Consider the following 15,783-nt stretch of genomic DNA (forward strand, 5'->3'; position numbering starts at 1 on the left):
TACCTCATAATCTCTGTGATCTAGCTCTCTTTGTGGAGATCAGGTGAAGGAGCGCAACCGTAGGCTGTTGGTTACCACGAACACGGACGAGAACGCCATAGCCGCGCCGGCGATCATGGGGTTGAGCAGCCCCGCGGCGGCCAGCGGAACGGCGGCCACGTTGTAGCCGAAGGCCCAGAAGAGGTTGCCCTTGATGGTGGCCAGGGTCCGCCGGGAGAGCCGGATGGCGTCGGCGGCCACCCGCAAGTCCCCCCGAACGAGGGTCAGGTCACCGGCCTCGATGGCGGCATCCGTTCCGGTGCCCATCGCGAGCCCGAGGTCCGCGGTGGCCAGCGCCGCCGCGTCGTTCACGCCGTCGCCGACCATCGCCACCGAACGCCCCTCGGCCTGCAGCCGCTTGACGACGTCGACCTTCTCCTCGGGCAGCACCTCGGCGTACACGTCCTCGGCGGCGATCCCCACCCGGGCCGCCACCGACTCGGCCACCACCCGGTTGTCCCCGGTCAGCAGCACCGGCCGCAGCCCCAGTGCGCGCAGCCGCCGGACCGCCTCGGCGCTGGTGTCCTTCAGCGCGTCGGCCACGGTCAGCACGCCCCGCGCCTCGCCGTCCCAGGCCACCACGACCGCCGTGCGGCCCTCGGCCTCGGCGGCCTCCTTGGCGGCGGCCAGACCGGCGGGCAGTTCCACGCCCCGGCCCACGAAGACCGTGCGCCCCTCCACCACGCCCTCCACGCCCCGCCCGGGCAGGGCCGTGAAGGACTCGGGCGCCGGGAGCTCCCCGGCCCGCTCGGCGGCGCCGGTGGCGATGGCGCGGGCGATGGGGTGCTCCGAGGAGTGCTCCAGGGCGCCCGCCAGCCGCAGCAGCTCCTTGTCGTCGGTGCCGTCAGCCGCGTACACGTCGGTCAGGGTCATCCGGCCGGTGGTGACGGTGCCGGTCTTGTCGAGCACGACCGTGTCGACGCGCCGGGTGCTCTCCAGGACCTCGGGGCCCTTGATGAGGATGCCGAGCTGGGCGCCCCGGCCGGTGCCGACCATCAGGGCCGTCGGGGTGGCCAGGCCGAGCGCGCAGGGGCAGGCCACGATCAGTACGGCGACGGCGGCCGTGAAGGAGGCGGTGATGTCGTCGGTGGTCAGCAGCCAGCCCACCAGGGTGCCGAGCGCCACCAGGAGCACGATGGGCACGAAGATGCCCGAGACCCGGTCGGCCAGGCGCTGCACCTCGGCCTTGCCGTTCTGGGCGTCCTCCACGAGGCGGGCCATCCGGGCCAGCTGGGTGTCGGCGCCGACCCGGGTGGCCTCGACGAGCAGCCGGCCCCCCGCGTTGATGGTGGCTCCGGTGACGGCGTCGCCCACGGTCACGTCGACCGGCACGGACTCGCCGGTGAGCATCGAGCGGTCCACGGCGGAGGCGCCCTCGACGACCGTCCCGTCGGTGGCGACGGTCTCGCCGGGCCGCACCACGAACCGGTCGCCGACCCGCAGCTCGCCCACGGGGACGCGCACTTCGGTGCCGCCGCGCAGTACGGCCACGTCCTTGGCGCCCAGCTCCAGCAGAGCGCGCAGGGCCGCGCCCGCCTTCCGCTTGGAGCGCGCCTCCAGGTACCGCCCGAGCAGGATGAAGGTGACGACGCCCGCGGCCACCTCCAGGTAGATGGAGGAGCTGCCGTTCTCCCGGCCCACGGTGAGGTCGAAGCCGTGCCGCATCCCGGTCATCCCGGCGTCCCCGAAGAACAGCGCCCACACCGACCAGAGGAACGCGGTGAGGGTGCCGATGGAGACGAGGGTGTCCATGGTGGCGGTGCCGTGGCTCAGATTGGTCCAGGTGGCCCGGTGGAAGGGCAGACCGCCCCAGACGACCACCGGCGCCGCCAGCGTCAGGCTCAGCCACTGCCAGTTGTCGAACTGGAGGGAGGGCACCATCGCGAGCAGCACCACGGGCGCGGAGAGCAGCGCCGACACCAGCAGCCGCTGGCGCAGGGCCGCGAGCACCGGGTCGCGCCGGGCGGTGCCCTCCTCGGCGCCGCCCCCGGCGGGTGCGGCGGGTCCGGGGTCGGGCGGTGGGGGTTCCTCGGCGGTGTAGCCGGTGCGGACGACGGTGGCGATGAGGTCGGAGACCGCTATCGCGGCCGGGTAGGAGACCTTGGCCTTCTCGGTGGCGTAGTTGACCGTCGCCTCGACGCCCTCCATCCGGTTCAGCTTCTTCTCGATGCGGGCCGCGCACGAGGCGCAGGTCATGCCGCCGATGCTCAGTTCGACGAGCTGGGTTTCCACGCTGGTTTCCACGCTGGTTTCCACGTCTGCTCCTGAAAAGGGTCCGGGCCGTACGGCGCCTGCGCGCTGGTCGTACGGCCCGGAGGGTGGGAGGGGGTGCGGCGCGTCAGGCCCGGCCGACCAGCTCGAAGCCGGCCTCGTCGACCGCGGCGCGGACGGCTTCCTCGTCGAGTTCCGCGAGGGACACGACGGTCACCTCACCGGTGGAGGCGACGGCCTTCACGGAGTCGACCCCGGCGATCTGGCCGATCTCGCTCGACACGGCGCCCTCGCAGTGCCCGCAGGTCATCCCGGAGACCCGGTAGACGGTGGTCACGGTGTCCGCGGTGGCTTCGGTCTCGGCGGTCATGGCTGTCTCCTCTTCAGGGGCGGTACGGATCCATGGTGCACCAGAGGCTCCCGGGAAGGCCGGGGCGCTCCGACAGGAGCAACGTTATACCCCTGGGGGGTATAAATCCAGTGCCCGCTCCATCAGTCGTCCGACCGGCGGCTGCGGTTCCCCGGACGGCGCGCGACCCAGCCGCGGATGGTGTCGGCGTACCAGAAGGGTTTGCCGTTCTCGACCAGGTCCGGCGGAGGGAGCAGTCCGTGCTTGCGGTACGAGCGGACGGTGTCCGGCTGCACCCGGATGTGCGCGGCGATCTCCTTGTACGACCAGAGCCGGCGGTCGGTCATGGTGGGCACCTCCCTGAATGCGCCGCAGCCTCGGCCTGACGGCCGTCGGGGGAGCTGGGCGCGGGCACTTGACGATCACTCAGTCTTTGCCCGTTGAACGACCGGGACCGGAGGCAGGGGTGGGGCTGTTGACTCCCTGTGACGCAAGACCCGCGTAATGGAGACATGTGTGACGAGAGGGGGATGGTTGTGACAGGGATGACAAAAGGGGTGCGCCGGGCGGGAACCCGGCGCACCCCTTCGGCGGGTGCTCCCTACGCGTACAGTCCGGGCCGCTCCAGGCCCAGCTCCACCGGGACCCGGCCGCCCGTGCGCTGGGCCGTGACGCCCGCCTCGCAGACCACGGCCGCCGCATAGCCGTCCCAGGTGCTCGGGCCCGTGACGCGCCCGGCCCGGGTCGCGTCCACCCACGCCTGCACCTCGCGGTCGTAGGCGTCGGCGAAGCGCTCGGTGTAGTCCTGCGGGACCTCGCCGCCCCAGCGGCCCTCGCGGCGCACCACCGGCCCGGCCCCGGCGCCCGTCGACACCGAGCCGCGCTCGCACACCGCCTCGCAGCGCACCTCGTACCCGAAGCCGCAGTTGACGAAGATCTCCACGTCGACCACCGCGCCGCCGGACGTCTCGCAGAGCACCAGCTGCGGATCGCCCAGGCCCTCCGGCGCGTACGAGGAGGGGCGCGGGCGGAGCACCTGCACGGCGGTGACCTCCTGGCCGAGCAGCCAGCGGGCCGCGTCCACCTCGTGGGCGACCGAGTCGCGGATCAGCATCTCGGTGGTGAAGAACGAGGGGGAGGAGGCGTTGCGGTGGCGGCAGTGCAGAAAGAGCGCGCGCCCCAGCGAGCCCCCGTCGAGCAGCGCCTTGAGCCGGACGTACTCGGTGTCGTAGCGGCGCATGAAGCCCACCTGGGTGAGCCGCCGGCCCAGCCGCGCCTCGGCCTCCAGGACCCGCAGCGCCCCGCCCGGGTCCGGGGTCAGCGGCTTCTCGCAGAGCACCGGCAGACCGCGCCGGAACGCCTCCAGGAGCGCCGGTTCGTGGGCCGGGCCCGAGGAGGCGATCAGCACCGCCGCCACCCCCGGCGCGGCCATCGCGGCGGCCGGGTCGGTGTGGGCGGTGCACCCCTCCAGCGGACCGGCGACTGCCTTGGCGCGCTCCGCGTCGAGGTCGGCGACGGCGGCGACGCGCGCCCCGCCGATGACGGTGGAGAGGCGGCGCACGTGGTCGGCGCCCATCCGGCCGGTGCCGATCACGGCGACGCCCAGCGGTGCGGAGGCCATCGGCTCACACCCCGCAGGAGCGCAGGAACGCGCGGGTGCGCTCGGCGATCGGCCGGGGGCGGTCCGGGTCGCACGGGTACATGTCCTGCTCCACGATGGCGAACAGGTCGACGTCCAGGGCCGCGGCGGCGGCCAGCACCGGCTCCAGGGCGGGCAGGCCGGCGGGCGGCTCGCACATCACGCCCCGGGCCACCGCGGGCCCGAACGGCAGCTCCTCGGCGCGCACTTGGGCCAGCACGGCCGGGTCCACCTGCTTGAGGTGGAGGTAGCCGATCCGTTCGCCGTAGGTCTCGATGAGCTTGCCGCTGTCGCCGCCGCAGTAGGCGTAGTGCCCGGTGTCCAGGCAGAGGGAGACCAGGTCCGGGTCGGTGGCGTCCAGGAAGCGGGCCACGTTCTCCTCGCTGTCGATGTGGGTGTCGGCGTGCGGGTGCACCACGATCCGCAGGCCGTACCGCTCGCGCACCTCGCGGGCGAGCCGCTCGGTCTGGGCGGCGAGATCGCGCCATTGCCCGGCGGTCAGGGTGGCGTCCTCCAGGACCTCGCCGGTCTTGTCGTCGCGCCAGAACGCCGGGATGACGACGAGGTGCCCGGCCCCGCTCGCCCGGGTCAGCGCGGCCACGTCCGAGACGTGCTCCCAGGTGGTGTCCCACACGGCCGGGCCGTGGTGCAGCCCGGTGAAGACGGTCCCGGCCGAGACGCGCAGGCCGCGGCGGGCGGTCTCGGCGGCGAGCCGGGCCGGGTCGGTGGGGAGGTAGCCGTACGGTCCGAGTTCGATCCAGCCGTAACCGGCCCCGGCGACCTCGTCGAGGAAGCGGGACCAGGGGACCTGGCGCGGGTCGTCGGGGAACCAGACGCCCCAGGAGTCGGGGGCCGAGCCGATCCGGATGCGAGTCCTGTCCGTCGTCATGGGGCCAGCCTCCGGGGGCGCCGGAACGGTGTCAAGGCTAGGTCCGAATGTCAGGACAAAAGATTGACAGGGTCGGTCCGGGCGGCTAGACCTGGGACCGCCGGAGAAGTCCCGGGCTCACCGATGAAGGGGGCGTGCATGGCGGCGGTTCCGTACGACGTGATCACCATGGGGCGGATCGGGGTCGACCTCTACCCGCTCCAGAGCGGGGTGCCGCTCGCCCGGGTCACGTCCTTCGGGAAGTTCCTCGGCGGCTCGCCCTCCAACGTGGCGGTCGCCGCCGCCCGCCTCGGCCGCCGCACGGCCGTCGTCACCGGCACCGGCGCGGACCCCTTCGGCGCGTATCTGCGCGCGGAACTGGGGGAGTTCGGGGTCGACGCGCGCTGGGTGAAGAGCGTGCCCGGCCTGCCCACCCCGGTCACCTTCTGCGAGATCTTCCCCCCGGACGACTTCCCGCTCTACTTCTACCGCGCCCCCAAGGCCCCCGACCTGGAGCTGTACGAGGCGGACCTGGACCTGGCCGCGGTGCGCGCCGCGCGGATCTTCTGGGTCACCGGCACCGGGCTGAGCGCCGAGCCCAGCCGGGCCACCACGCTGGCCGCGCTCGCCGCCCGCGCGCGCACCGGCACCACCGTCCTCGACCTCGACTGGCGCCCGGCGTTCTGGAGCCGGGCCGAGGACGCCCGGCCGTACTACCGCGAGGCGCTGCGCCACGCGACCGTCGCCGTCGGCAACGCGCAGGAGTGCGAAGTGGCCACCGGGGAGCGCGAGCCGCACGCCGCCGCGCGGGCGCTGCTGGCGGCCGGGCCCGAACTCGCCGTGGTCAAACGGGGACCCGAGGGGGTGTTCGCCGCGCACCGGGACGGCACGGCCGCCGAAGTGCCGCCCCTGCCGGTCGAGGTGGTCAACGGGCTCGGCGCCGGGGACGCGTTCGGCGGGGCGCTGTGCCACGGTCTGCTGGCCGGCTGGGACCTCGCGCGCACCCTGCGGTACGCCAACGCGGCGGGCGCGATCGTCGCCTCCCGCCTCGCCTGCTCCGCCGCGATGCCCTACCCGGCCGAGGTCGAGCGCGTACTGGCGGGGGGAACGGCGTGAGCATCCGTGTCAGCCCCGGCGAGCTCGCCCGGGTCCGCACCCGCAACCCGGAGGCGGTCGCCGAGGCCGCCGCCCGCCGCAAGCGGCGCCCGCTGGTCCGCGAGGGCGAGCGGCTGCTGATCGTCGCCGCCGACCATCCGGCCCGGGGGGCGCTCGGGGCGGGCGGGGACGCCTTCGCCATGGCCGACCGGTCCGTCCTGCTGGAGCGGCTCTGCCTGGCCCTGTCGCGGCCAGGCGTGGACGGGGTGCTGGCCAGCGCGGACGTCCTGGAGGACCTGCTGCTGCTCGGCGCCCTGGAGGACAGGGTCGCCATGGGTTCCATGAACCGGGGCGGCCTCGCCGGGGCCGCCTTCGAACTGGACGACCGCTTCACCGGGCACCGCGCCCAGGACCTGGAGCGGCTCGGGTTCGACGCGGGCAAGCTGCTGCTGCGGGTCGACTACGAGGACCCCGGCTCGCTCAACACCCTGCACGCGGCGGCCCGCGCCATCGACGAGATGGCCGAGCGTCGGCTGCCCGTCTTCGTGGAGCCTTTCATCTGTCACCGGCGCGACGGACGGCTGCGCAACGATCTGGGCGCGGCGGCCGTCACCCGGTCGCTGGCCATCGCCTCCGGCCTCGCCGGGACCTCGGCGTACACCTGGCTGAAGGTGCCCGTCACCGAGGACCCGGCGGACATGGCCCGGGTGCTGGCGACCACGACGCTGCCCGCGGTGCTGCTGGGCGGCGACACAGGGGGCTCGGCCCGGGACCAGGAGGCGGCGTACGAGAAGTGGCGCACGGCGCTGCGCCTTCCCACCGTGCAGGGGCTGGTGGCCGGGCGCGCCCTGCTCTACCCGGCCGACGGGGACGTGGCGGGCGCGGTCGATACCGCCGCCGGGCTGCTGTAAGGGGTAGGGAGGACGTATGGACGAGCGCATGGACGAGCTGTTCGTACGGGCCGGCACCACCGCCCGGCGGGGCAGCGCCCTGGACATCGGCCCGGAGCGGGCCGGCTGGAGCTACTGCGGGCTGCGCGTGCTGGAGCTGGAGCCGGGCGGCACGGCGGCCTTCGCCACCGGCGACAGCGAGTGGATCGTGCTGCCGCTCAACGGCGGCTGTACGGTACACGTGGATGGTACGGCCATGGAACTCCTGGGCAGGGAGAGCGTGTTCGGCGGGGCCAGCGACTTCGCCTACCTCCCGCGCGACGCCCGGGCACAGATCGCCTCCGGCGCGGGAGGCCGTTTCGCCCTGGCAGGAGCGAGGTGCGAGCGCCTACTCCCCGCTCGCCGCGGCCCCGCGCCGGAGGTACCCGTGGAGCGGCGGGGCTCGGGCGCCAGCGCCCGCGAGGTCCGCAACTTCGCCGCCGCCGACGCCTTCGCCTGCGACCGGCTGATCGCCGTCGAGGTGGTCACCCCCGGCGGCAACTGGTCCTCCTACCCGCCGCACAAGCACGACGAGCACGTGCCGGGGCAGGAGTCGGAGCTGGAGGAGATCTACTACTTCGAGTTCGCCTCCCCGCACGGCTTCGGCTACCAGCGCGTCTCGCCGTCCCGGCCCGGCGGCGCCGACGTGCTCGCCGAGGTCCGCACCGGCGACGCGGTGCTCGTCCCGGACGGCTGGCACGGCCCCTCGATCGCCGCGCCCGGCCACCCCATGTACTACCTGAACGTCATGGCGGGCCCCGGCGAGGAGCGCGAGTGGCGCATCCGCTTCCATCCCGACCACACGGAGGGGTACCGATGAACGCTCCGGCGAATGCTCCGACCCGGCGGCTGACCACCGCGCAGGCGCTGCTCGCCTTCCTCTCCCGCCAGTACACCGCCCGCGCCGGGACCGAGCAGCGGCTGATCACCGCCACCTGGGGCATCTTCGGCCACGGCAACGTCGCCGGGATCGGCCAGGCGCTGCTGGAGCCCGGCAGCGACATGCCGTACCACCAGGGCCGCAACGAACAGGCCATGGTCCACGCGGCGGTCGGCTACGCCCGCCAGCGCGACCGGCTCTCCGCGCACGCGGTGACCACCTCGATCGGGCCGGGCGCCACCAACCTCGTCACCGGCGCGGCCCTGGCCACCGTCAACCACCTCCCCGTCCTGCTGCTGCCCGGGGACGTCTTCGCCGCCCGCCCGGCCGACCCGGTCCTCCAGCAGCTCGAAGTCCCCTGCGCGGGCGACGTGTCGGTGAACGACTGCCTGCGGCCGGTCTCGCGGTACTTCGACCGGATCACCCGCCCCGAGGCGCTGATCCCGGCCGCGCTCGCCGCGATGAGCGTGCTCACCGACCCGGCCAGGACCGGCGCGGTCACCCTGGCGCTGCCGCAGGACGTGCAGGCCGAGGCGTACGACTGGCCCGAGGACTTCTTCCGCAGGCGCGTCTGGCAGGTGCGCGCGCCCCGGCCCGACCGGGACGAACTGGCCGCCGCGGCCCGGCTGCTGCGCGGTGCCCGCCGGCCGCTGGTCGTCGCGGGCGGCGGCGTCCACCACAGCGGCGCCGAGGACGCCCTGCGCGCCCTGGCCGACGCCACCGGGATCCCGGTCGCCGCCACCCAGGCGGGCAAGGGCGCGCTGCCCCACGACCACCCCGCCGACATGGGCGGCATCGGGCACACCGGCACGGCCGCCGCCGACGCGCTGGCCCGGGAGGCCGACGCGGTGCTGGGGGTGGGCACCCGCTGGACCGACTTCACCACCGCCTCCGCCACGCTCTTCCAGCACCCGGACGTCCGGTTCGCCTCCCTCAACGTGAGCGGTGCGGACGCCCACAAGATGGGCGGTCTGCAGCTGGTCGCGGACGCGCGCGAGGGCCTGGAGGAGCTGGCCGGGGCGCTGGCCGGGTACCGCGTCGAGCCCGCGTACGAGAGCCGCTGCCGGGCGCTCAAGGCCGACTGGGAGGCCAGGGTGAGCGCCGCCTTCGCCCCCCGCGACGAGGGCGCGCGGCCCACCCAGGCCCAAGTGCTGGGCGTCCTGGACGAGTTGGCGGACGGGAGCGACATCCTGATCAACGCGGCGGGCTCGCTCCCCGGCGATCTGCACAAGCTGTGGCGCACCCGCTCGCGCGACCAGTACCACGTCGAGTACGGCTACTCCTGCATGGGCTACGAGATCCCGGCGGCCATCGGGGTGGCGCTGGCGGCGCCCGGCCGCCCGGTGTGGGCGCTGGTGGGCGACGGCACGTACCTGATGAACCCGACCGAGCTCGTCACGGCCGTGCAGGAGCGGCTGCCGGTGAAGGTGGTGATCCTGCAGAACCACGGGTACGCCTCGATCGGCGGCCTCTCCGCGGCGGTGGGCGGTGAGCGGTTCGGCACCGCGTACCGCTTCCGGGCGGCCGACGGAACGTACACGGGCGAGGTGCTGCCGGTGGACCTCGCCGCCAACGCGGCCTCTCTCGGGCTGGCCGTTTTCCGCCCCAAGACCATCCGTGACCTGCGCGAAGCCCTGGCGAGCGCCCGCGCCGCGGACCGTCCCACATGTGTCTACGTCGAGACCGAAACGGCAGACACAGTGTCGGGCCCGCCCCCGGCGCAGGCGTGGTGGGATGTTCCCGTGGCCGAGACCGCGACCCGCCCGTCGGCGGTCGAGGCGCGCGAGGAGTACGACCGGCAAGTCGCAGCCCGGCGCCGTCATCTGTGAAGGAGCAACTCGTCATGACGAAGACCGTCAACCACTGGATCGGCGGCAAGCGGGTCGAGGGCGCGTCGGGCAACCACGGCCCGGTCACCGACCCCGCCACCGGGGCCGTGACGACGCGGGTCGACTTCGCGGACGCCGACGAGGTGGACGCGGCCGTCGCCGCCGCCCGCGAGGCGTACGCCACCTGGGGCCAGTCCTCGTTGGCCCAGCGCACCGCGGTGCTCTTCGCGTTCCGCGCGCTGCTGGACGCCAACCGGGACGCGATCGCCGAGCTGATCACCGCCGAGCACGGCAAGGTGCACTCGGACGCGCTCGGCGAGGTGGCCCGCGGCCTGGAGATCGTGGACCTGGCCTGCGGCATCAACGTCCAGCTCAAGGGCGAGCTCTCCACCCAGGTCGCCAGCCGGGTCGACGTGGCCTCGATCCGCCAGCCGCTCGGCGTGGTCGTGGGCATCACGCCCTTCAACTTCCCGGCCATGGTGCCGATGTGGATGTTCCCGCTCGCCATCGCCTGCGGCAACACCTTCGTGCTCAAGCCCTCCGAGAAGGACCCCTCGGCGTCGATGAAGATCGCCGAGCTGCTGAGCGAGGCCGGCCTGCCCGACGGCGTCTTCAACGTCGTCCACGGCGACAAGGCGGCCGTCGACGCGCTGCTCGCCCACCCGGACGTGGCCGCCGTCTCCTTCGTCGGCTCCACACCCATCGCGCGCCACATCCACACCACCGCCTCCGCCAACGGCAAGCGGGTCCAGGCGCTGGGCGGCGCCAAGAACCACATGCTGGTGCTGCCCGACGCGGACCTGGACGCCGCCGCCGACGCCGCCGTCTCGGCCGCCTACGGCTCGGCGGGCGAGCGCTGCATGGCGATCTCGGCCGTGGTGGCCGTCGGCTCCATCGGCGACGAGCTGGTCGCCAAGATCAAGGAGCGCGCCGAGAAGATCAAGATCGGCCCCGGCAACGACCCCGCCTCCGAGATGGGCCCGCTGATCACCGCCGCCCACCGCGACAAGGTCGCCTCCTACGTCACCGGCGCCGCGGCCCAGGGCTGCGAGGTCGTCCTGGACGGCACCGGCTACACCGTCGAGGGCTTCGAGGACGGCCACTGGATCGGCCTCTCGCTCCTGGACCACGTGCCCACCAGCGCCGACGCCTACCGCGACGAGATCTTCGGCCCGGTCCTGACGGTGCTGCGGGTGGAGTCGTACGAGGAGGGCCTGGCGCTCATCAACGCCTCGCCGTTCGGCAACGGCACCGCCATCTTCACCCGGGACGGCGGCGCGGCCCGCCGCTTCCAGCTGGAGGTCGAGGCGGGCATGGTCGGCGTCAACGTGCCGATCCCGGTCCCGGTGGGCTACCACTCCTTCGGCGGCTGGAAGGACTCGCTCTTCGGCGACCACCACATCTACGGCAACGACGGCACGCACTTCTACACCCGCGGCAAGGTCGTCACCACCCGCTGGCCGGACCCCTCCGAGGCCCCGGCCGGCGTCGACCTGGGCTTCCCCCGCAACCACTGAGCCGGACCGGCTACGCGCCGGCGTGGCGCACGGCCGCGGTCGCGAAGCCCCGTACGGCGGGGTGCGGCCGTGTGCCGTCGCCGGCGAGCTCCGGCTGGAAGAGCGTGGCCAGGTAGAAGGGGTGGCCGGGCAGTTCGGCGACGCGCACGGCGCCCTCGTCGTCCGTGCCGCTGAACCGCAGCCCGTGCGCCCGCAGGGCGTCCAGGTGGCGGGGGTCGGGGCCGAACGCGCAGTGGTAGCGCTCCACCGTCCGCTCGGCGCCCAGGAGTTGCTCGGCCAGTGAGCCCGGGGCCAGCCGGACGGCGCCCTCGTGGCCGCGCAGCGAGCAGGCCAGCGGGACGATCAGCGCCTTCCCGTCGGCGGCCGACGGGTCGTTCTCGGCGTGCCGCAGCCGGGTCAGCCCGCACACCCCGCGGGCGTATTCGAGCAGGGCGTGCTGGAAGCCCGCGCAGGTGCCGAGGAAGGGGACGCCGTGCTCGCGGGCCGTGCGGGCGGCGGCCAGCGCCCCGGCCTCGCTGCGGTACGGGCTGCCCGGCAGCAGCCAGATCCCGTCGAACCCGGCGAGCCCCTCGGCCGCCTCCTCGGTGGGGATCCAGTACGCGTCCAGGTCCAGCCCGTCGCGCTCGCGCAGGGCCCGGAGGAGGAGCGGGATCCGGGTGTGGGAGCGGACGCCGGGCGAGCGGTCGCCGACGAGGGCGATCCGGGCGTCCGCCGCGTGCTGCGGTTTCTCCGTCATGGGCCCATCCTCGAAGCCCCGCCCCCATCGCGTCCAACGATGATCGCTGCACCGGGCATCAGTGATGCTGATGGCCGGTGATACTGGCGGCCATGGATCCGCATCTGCTGCGCACCCTCGTCGCCGTCGTGGAGCACCGCTCCTTCTCCGCCGCCGCCCGGACGCTCGGCTACACCCAGTCGGCCGTCTCGCAGCACATCGCGGCCCTGGAGGCCGATCTGGGCGCCCGGCTCGTCGAGCGCCGCCCCGTCGGGCCCACCGAGGCGGGGGAGCGGCTGATGGAGCACGCCCGCCCCCTCCTGCTGCGCATCGACGCGGCCCGCGCCGACCTCGCCCGGCTGCGCGCGGTGCGCCCCACCTCCCTGGCCCTCGTCTGCACCCCGGCCGCGCTCACCCCCGCCCTGGCCGCGGCCCTGGCCCGGGTGCGGCGGGCCGTGCCGGGGCTCGCGGCCGGGGTGCGGGCGCTGGGCCCGGCCGAGGTGGTGGCGGCCGTGCTCACCGGGGAGGCCGACCTGGGCCTGGTGGACGGGGCCGCCGCGCCCAGCGACCCGCTGGCGCTGCCCGACGCCGGACCCCTGGCCACCGAGACCGTCGCCGAGCAGCCCCTGGCCGTACTGCTGCCCGCCGGGCACCCGCTGGCGGCCCGCGCCTCGCTGCGGCTGACGGACCTCGCCGACGCCCACTGGATCGACGCGCCCGACAGCGCCGTCCCCCTCGCGCAGCTGCGCGCCGCCGCCCGCACCGACGGCTTCCGGCCCCGGCTGGCGTACGGGGGAGGCGATCTGGAAGGTCTCGTACGGCTCGTCGCGGCTGGGCACGGGCTGCTGGCGACCGGCCTCGCGGTGGCGGCCGGGCGGCCCGGCACGGTCGCCGTGCCGGTCGCGGCGCCCCGGCTGGTCCACCGCACGGAGGCGGTCCGCCCGAGGACGCCCGCCGAGCCTGCGCGGGCACTGATCGAGGCCCTGGCCGCCCCCGGGGAGGGCACCGCCTGAAGTGCGGCGGTGACCGGGGGTAACCGCAGGCGTGGCACGGGGTGTCAGGGCGGTGCGCACGCGGTGCCAAAGGCGTTCCGGCATGCGGAATCCGGCAATTTTTTTCCGTGCGAGGGCTGCGGTTCCCGTACCGCCCGATCATGGCGTTTTGTTGCCCTCTTAACGCCGGATCAGTGCAACAGGGGCCGTGGAGCGACGGATTCCGAAGGTGAACAGCTATTGACCTGCGGATCGCGTGGAGATTGAAATGGCGGCCCGGGAGCGACCCACCACTCACCACCGGGGCCGGACGGGCCCCGGAGCACCACCCGGAGGTCGATAGCGCTCCCCGCTCAGTAGCCACGCCGCCGATCGGATGCGCATCGATGACCGAAACGCTCAGCCCGCCCCACGTCCTCTCCCCGGACACCGGCGAGGCCCCCAAGAAGCTCAAGCGTTCCATCGGCGTCGTGGGCGGCACCCTGCTCACGCTCTCCTGTGTGACGCCCGCCTCCACCCTCTTCGTGGTGGTGCCGGACCTCTTCTCCAGCCTGGGCACCTACACCGCGCTCACCATCGCCATCGGCTCGCTGCTCTGTATCGGCGTCGCGTTCTGCTACTCGGAGCTGGGCACCCTCATCCCCAGCGCGGGCGGCGAGTACGCGATGGTCTCCACCCTGGCCGGACGGCTCGCCGGCTGGCTGGTGTTCGTGCTCTCCCTGCTCGTCGTGATGATCGTCCCCCCGGTCATCGCGATGGGAACGGCCGACTACCTGGCCCCGCTCGTGCACATCCCCGCACCGGTCGCGGGCGGCGGCGTGATGCTGCTCGCCACCCTCGCGGGCCTGCTCGACCTGCGGGCCAACGCCTGGATCACCGGCATCTTCCTGGTGCTCGAAGTGGTCGCCGCGGCCGTCGTCGCCGTCCTCGGCTTCGCCCACGGCGAGCGCGGCGCCTCCTCCCTCGTCCACGGCTCGGTCGCCGCCGACGGCGGTACGCACTCCACGGTCACCGCGATGATGGTGATCTCCGGCCTGGCCATCGCCCTCTTCATCACCCAGGGCTTCTCGACCGCCGTCTACCTCTCCGAGGAGCTGGAGCACCCGCGCCGCAACGTGGCCCGCACCGTGCTCGCCACCCTCGCCATCTCCACCGCCGTCATCCTCGTCCCCGTCGTCGCCATCACCCTGGGCGCCCCCGACCTCTCCGCGCTCACCTCCGGCGACATCAGCGGCATGGTGACCGCCTGGTCCAACTCGGCCGTCGGCACCTTCGTCAGCCTCTGCGTGGCCCTCGCCATCGTCAACGCGGGCATCGTGATGGTCATCCAGAACTCCCGCGTCCTGTTCGCCTCGGCCCGCGACAAGGCGTGGCCCGAGCCGGTCAACCGCGGGCTCTCCCGGCTCGGCCGGTTCGGCTCCCCGTGGGTGGCCACCCTGCTCGTCGGCGTCCCCGGCGCGGCCCTGTGCTTCGTCAACCTGGACACCCTGTACGGCGTCACCGGCGTCTCGGTCACCGGGATGTACCTGCTGGTCGCGGTCGCCGCCCTGCTCAGCCGGCGCGGCTCGCACCGCCACACCGCCGCCTGGCGGATGCCGCTGTGGCCCGCGGTGCCGGTGGTCCTGATCGCCGTCCTCGCGTACATCCTCACCCAGCAGGAGACCCGCTACCTGCTGTGGACCGGCGGCATCACCGCCGTCGCCACCCTCTACTGGGCCCTCTACCTGCGCCCGCGCCGCGAGACGCGCTGGCTGGTGAGCATCCCCGAGGACGAACAGGGCTGAAAGCGGGCGGGGTCGGCGGTTCTGTCCGGTTCCCGGCGCACATCCACGGGACACAACGGGCCCGCCAGCCCTAGGGTTTACCGTATGACTGCCGCGGAACCGACCCTTGACCACGACTTCTACTGTTCCCAGATCATCGCCCAGACGGCCGAGTTGAGGTCCCACCTGAGCGGTGCGGACCTCTCCGTCAAGGTGCCGACCTGCCCCGAGTGGACGCTGCGCGACCTCGTCCTGCACGTGGGCCGCGCCCAGCGGTGGGCCGCCGAGATCGTCCGGACGAAGTCCACCGTCGTCGTCCCCGAGGAGGCGGTCCCCGACACCGCGGGACCCGAGGACGGCGAACCGGCGGCGCTGGCCGACTGGTTGACGCGCGGCGCCGAACTCTGCGCGGACGCGCTGCGCACCGCCGGTCCCGACCAGGCCGCCTGGACCTGGGCTGGCGAGGCGACCACCGGGTTCTGGGCGCGCCGGATGACCCACGAGACGGTGGTGCACCGGGCCGACGCGGCCTTCACGGTCGGCGCCGAGTACCGGCTGGCGCCGGAGGTGGCCGCGGACACCATCGACGAGTGGCTGGAGATCGTCAGCTACATCCAGGCCGCCAAGCTCGCCCCGGCCGCCGCCGAGCTGCGCGGCCCCGGCCGCAGCATCCACCTGCACGCCACCGACGCGCCCGGCGCCGAGTGGCTGATCGAGCTGGGCGAGGAGGGCGTCAGCTGGCGGCGCGCCCACGCCAGGGCGACGGTGGCGCTGCGCGGCCCGCTCACCGACGTCCTGAACGTCTTCTACCGCAGGCTCCCCGCCGACAGCCCCCGCGTGGAGGTCCTGGGCGACGCCGGGCTCCTCGACTTCTGGCTGCAGCGCGCCTCGTTCGGCTGACCGGCGTACTCCCGGTGCGGTACGGCCCGCCCGCCGCGTACGCCGGGAGTACAGCAG

At 74.0% G+C, this 15,783-nt stretch carries 14 protein-coding genes; 8 read left to right on the forward strand and 6 right to left on the reverse strand.

Going from position 1 to position 15,783, the window contains the following annotated elements; genetic code table 11:
- Nucleotides 1-39: 39 nt before the first annotated feature.
- From AB5J87_RS22720 to AB5J87_RS22740, 5 genes are all read right to left on the reverse strand, one after another.
- Nucleotides 40-2,295 carry a heavy metal translocating P-type ATPase gene (locus AB5J87_RS22720; protein ID WP_369378830.1) on the reverse strand — a complete coding sequence of 752 codons (2,256 nt, stop codon included), beginning with the start codon at nt 2,293-2,295 and terminating at the stop codon, nt 40-42.
- Between the two features lie 82 nt (nt 2,296-2,377).
- Complete coding sequence (locus AB5J87_RS22725; RefSeq protein ID WP_369378832.1) at nt 2,378-2,620, reverse strand: heavy-metal-associated domain-containing protein; 243 nt, start codon at nt 2,618-2,620, stop codon at nt 2,378-2,380.
- Between the two features lie 122 nt (nt 2,621-2,742).
- Nucleotides 2,743-2,946: a helix-turn-helix transcriptional regulator gene (locus tag AB5J87_RS22730; protein ID WP_369378834.1), complete on the reverse strand. Its 204-nt coding sequence runs from the start codon at nt 2,944-2,946 to the stop codon at nt 2,743-2,745.
- A 254-nt stretch (nt 2,947-3,200) separates the two neighbouring features.
- Nucleotides 3,201-4,220: a Gfo/Idh/MocA family protein gene (locus AB5J87_RS22735; protein ID WP_369378836.1), complete on the reverse strand. Its 1,020-nt coding sequence runs from the start codon at nt 4,218-4,220 to the stop codon at nt 3,201-3,203.
- 4 nt (nt 4,221-4,224) lie between these two features.
- A complete protein-coding gene (locus AB5J87_RS22740; protein WP_369378838.1) occupies nt 4,225-5,127 on the reverse strand; it encodes a sugar phosphate isomerase/epimerase family protein in 903 nt (300 codons plus the stop codon).
- 138 nt (nt 5,128-5,265) lie between these two features.
- Between AB5J87_RS22740 and iolC the strand changes: the two genes are divergently transcribed.
- The 5 genes from iolC to mmsA are packed head-to-tail and all read left to right on the forward strand — an operon-like array spanning nt 5,266 to nt 11,356.
- Nucleotides 5,266-6,222 carry a 5-dehydro-2-deoxygluconokinase gene (gene iolC / locus AB5J87_RS22745; RefSeq protein ID WP_369378840.1) on the forward strand — a complete coding sequence of 319 codons (957 nt, stop codon included), beginning with the start codon at nt 5,266-5,268 and terminating at the stop codon, nt 6,220-6,222.
- A gap of 2 nt (nt 6,223-6,224) precedes the next feature.
- A complete protein-coding gene (locus tag AB5J87_RS22750; RefSeq protein WP_369383634.1) occupies nt 6,225-7,112 on the forward strand; it encodes a deoxyribose-phosphate aldolase in 888 nt (295 codons plus the stop codon).
- 28 nt (nt 7,113-7,140) lie between these two features.
- Nucleotides 7,141-7,950, forward strand: a complete 810-nt coding sequence (gene iolB, locus AB5J87_RS22755) for a 5-deoxy-glucuronate isomerase (RefSeq protein WP_369383635.1) — start codon at nt 7,141-7,143, stop codon at nt 7,948-7,950.
- Nucleotides 7,947-9,839 carry a 3D-(3,5/4)-trihydroxycyclohexane-1,2-dione acylhydrolase (decyclizing) gene (gene iolD / locus AB5J87_RS22760; RefSeq protein WP_369378841.1) on the forward strand — a complete coding sequence of 631 codons (1,893 nt, stop codon included), beginning with the start codon at nt 7,947-7,949 and terminating at the stop codon, nt 9,837-9,839. The genes iolB and iolD overlap by 4 nt, the downstream gene beginning before the upstream one ends.
- 14 nt (nt 9,840-9,853) lie before the next feature.
- Complete coding sequence (gene mmsA, locus AB5J87_RS22765; protein WP_369378844.1) at nt 9,854-11,356, forward strand: CoA-acylating methylmalonate-semialdehyde dehydrogenase; 1,503 nt, start codon at nt 9,854-9,856, stop codon at nt 11,354-11,356.
- A gap of 10 nt (nt 11,357-11,366) precedes the next feature.
- On the opposite strand, the gene AB5J87_RS22770 is transcribed toward mmsA, so the two are convergent.
- Nucleotides 11,367-12,092 carry a hypothetical protein gene (locus AB5J87_RS22770; protein ID WP_369378845.1) on the reverse strand — a complete coding sequence of 242 codons (726 nt, stop codon included), beginning with the start codon at nt 12,090-12,092 and terminating at the stop codon, nt 11,367-11,369.
- A gap of 92 nt (nt 12,093-12,184) precedes the next feature.
- On the opposite strand from AB5J87_RS22770, the gene AB5J87_RS22775 reads away from it, so the two are divergent.
- From AB5J87_RS22775 to AB5J87_RS22785, 3 genes are all read left to right on the forward strand, one after another.
- A complete protein-coding gene (locus AB5J87_RS22775) occupies nt 12,185-13,084 on the forward strand; it encodes a LysR family transcriptional regulator (protein ID WP_369378846.1) in 900 nt (299 codons plus the stop codon).
- Between the two features lie 365 nt (nt 13,085-13,449).
- Complete coding sequence (locus AB5J87_RS22780) at nt 13,450-14,847, forward strand: APC family permease (RefSeq protein ID WP_369378848.1); 1,398 nt, start codon at nt 13,450-13,452, stop codon at nt 14,845-14,847.
- An 84-nt stretch (nt 14,848-14,931) separates the two neighbouring features.
- On the forward strand, nt 14,932-15,726 hold the full coding sequence (locus tag AB5J87_RS22785; protein ID WP_369378849.1) for a maleylpyruvate isomerase family mycothiol-dependent enzyme: 795 nt from the start codon (nt 14,932-14,934) through the stop codon (nt 15,724-15,726).
- Nucleotides 15,727-15,783 lie beyond the last annotated feature (57 nt).

It is taken from the genome of Streptomyces sp. cg36 (genome assembly GCF_041080675.1).
In the GTDB taxonomy this organism is placed as follows: domain Bacteria; phylum Actinomycetota; class Actinomycetes; order Streptomycetales; family Streptomycetaceae; genus Streptomyces.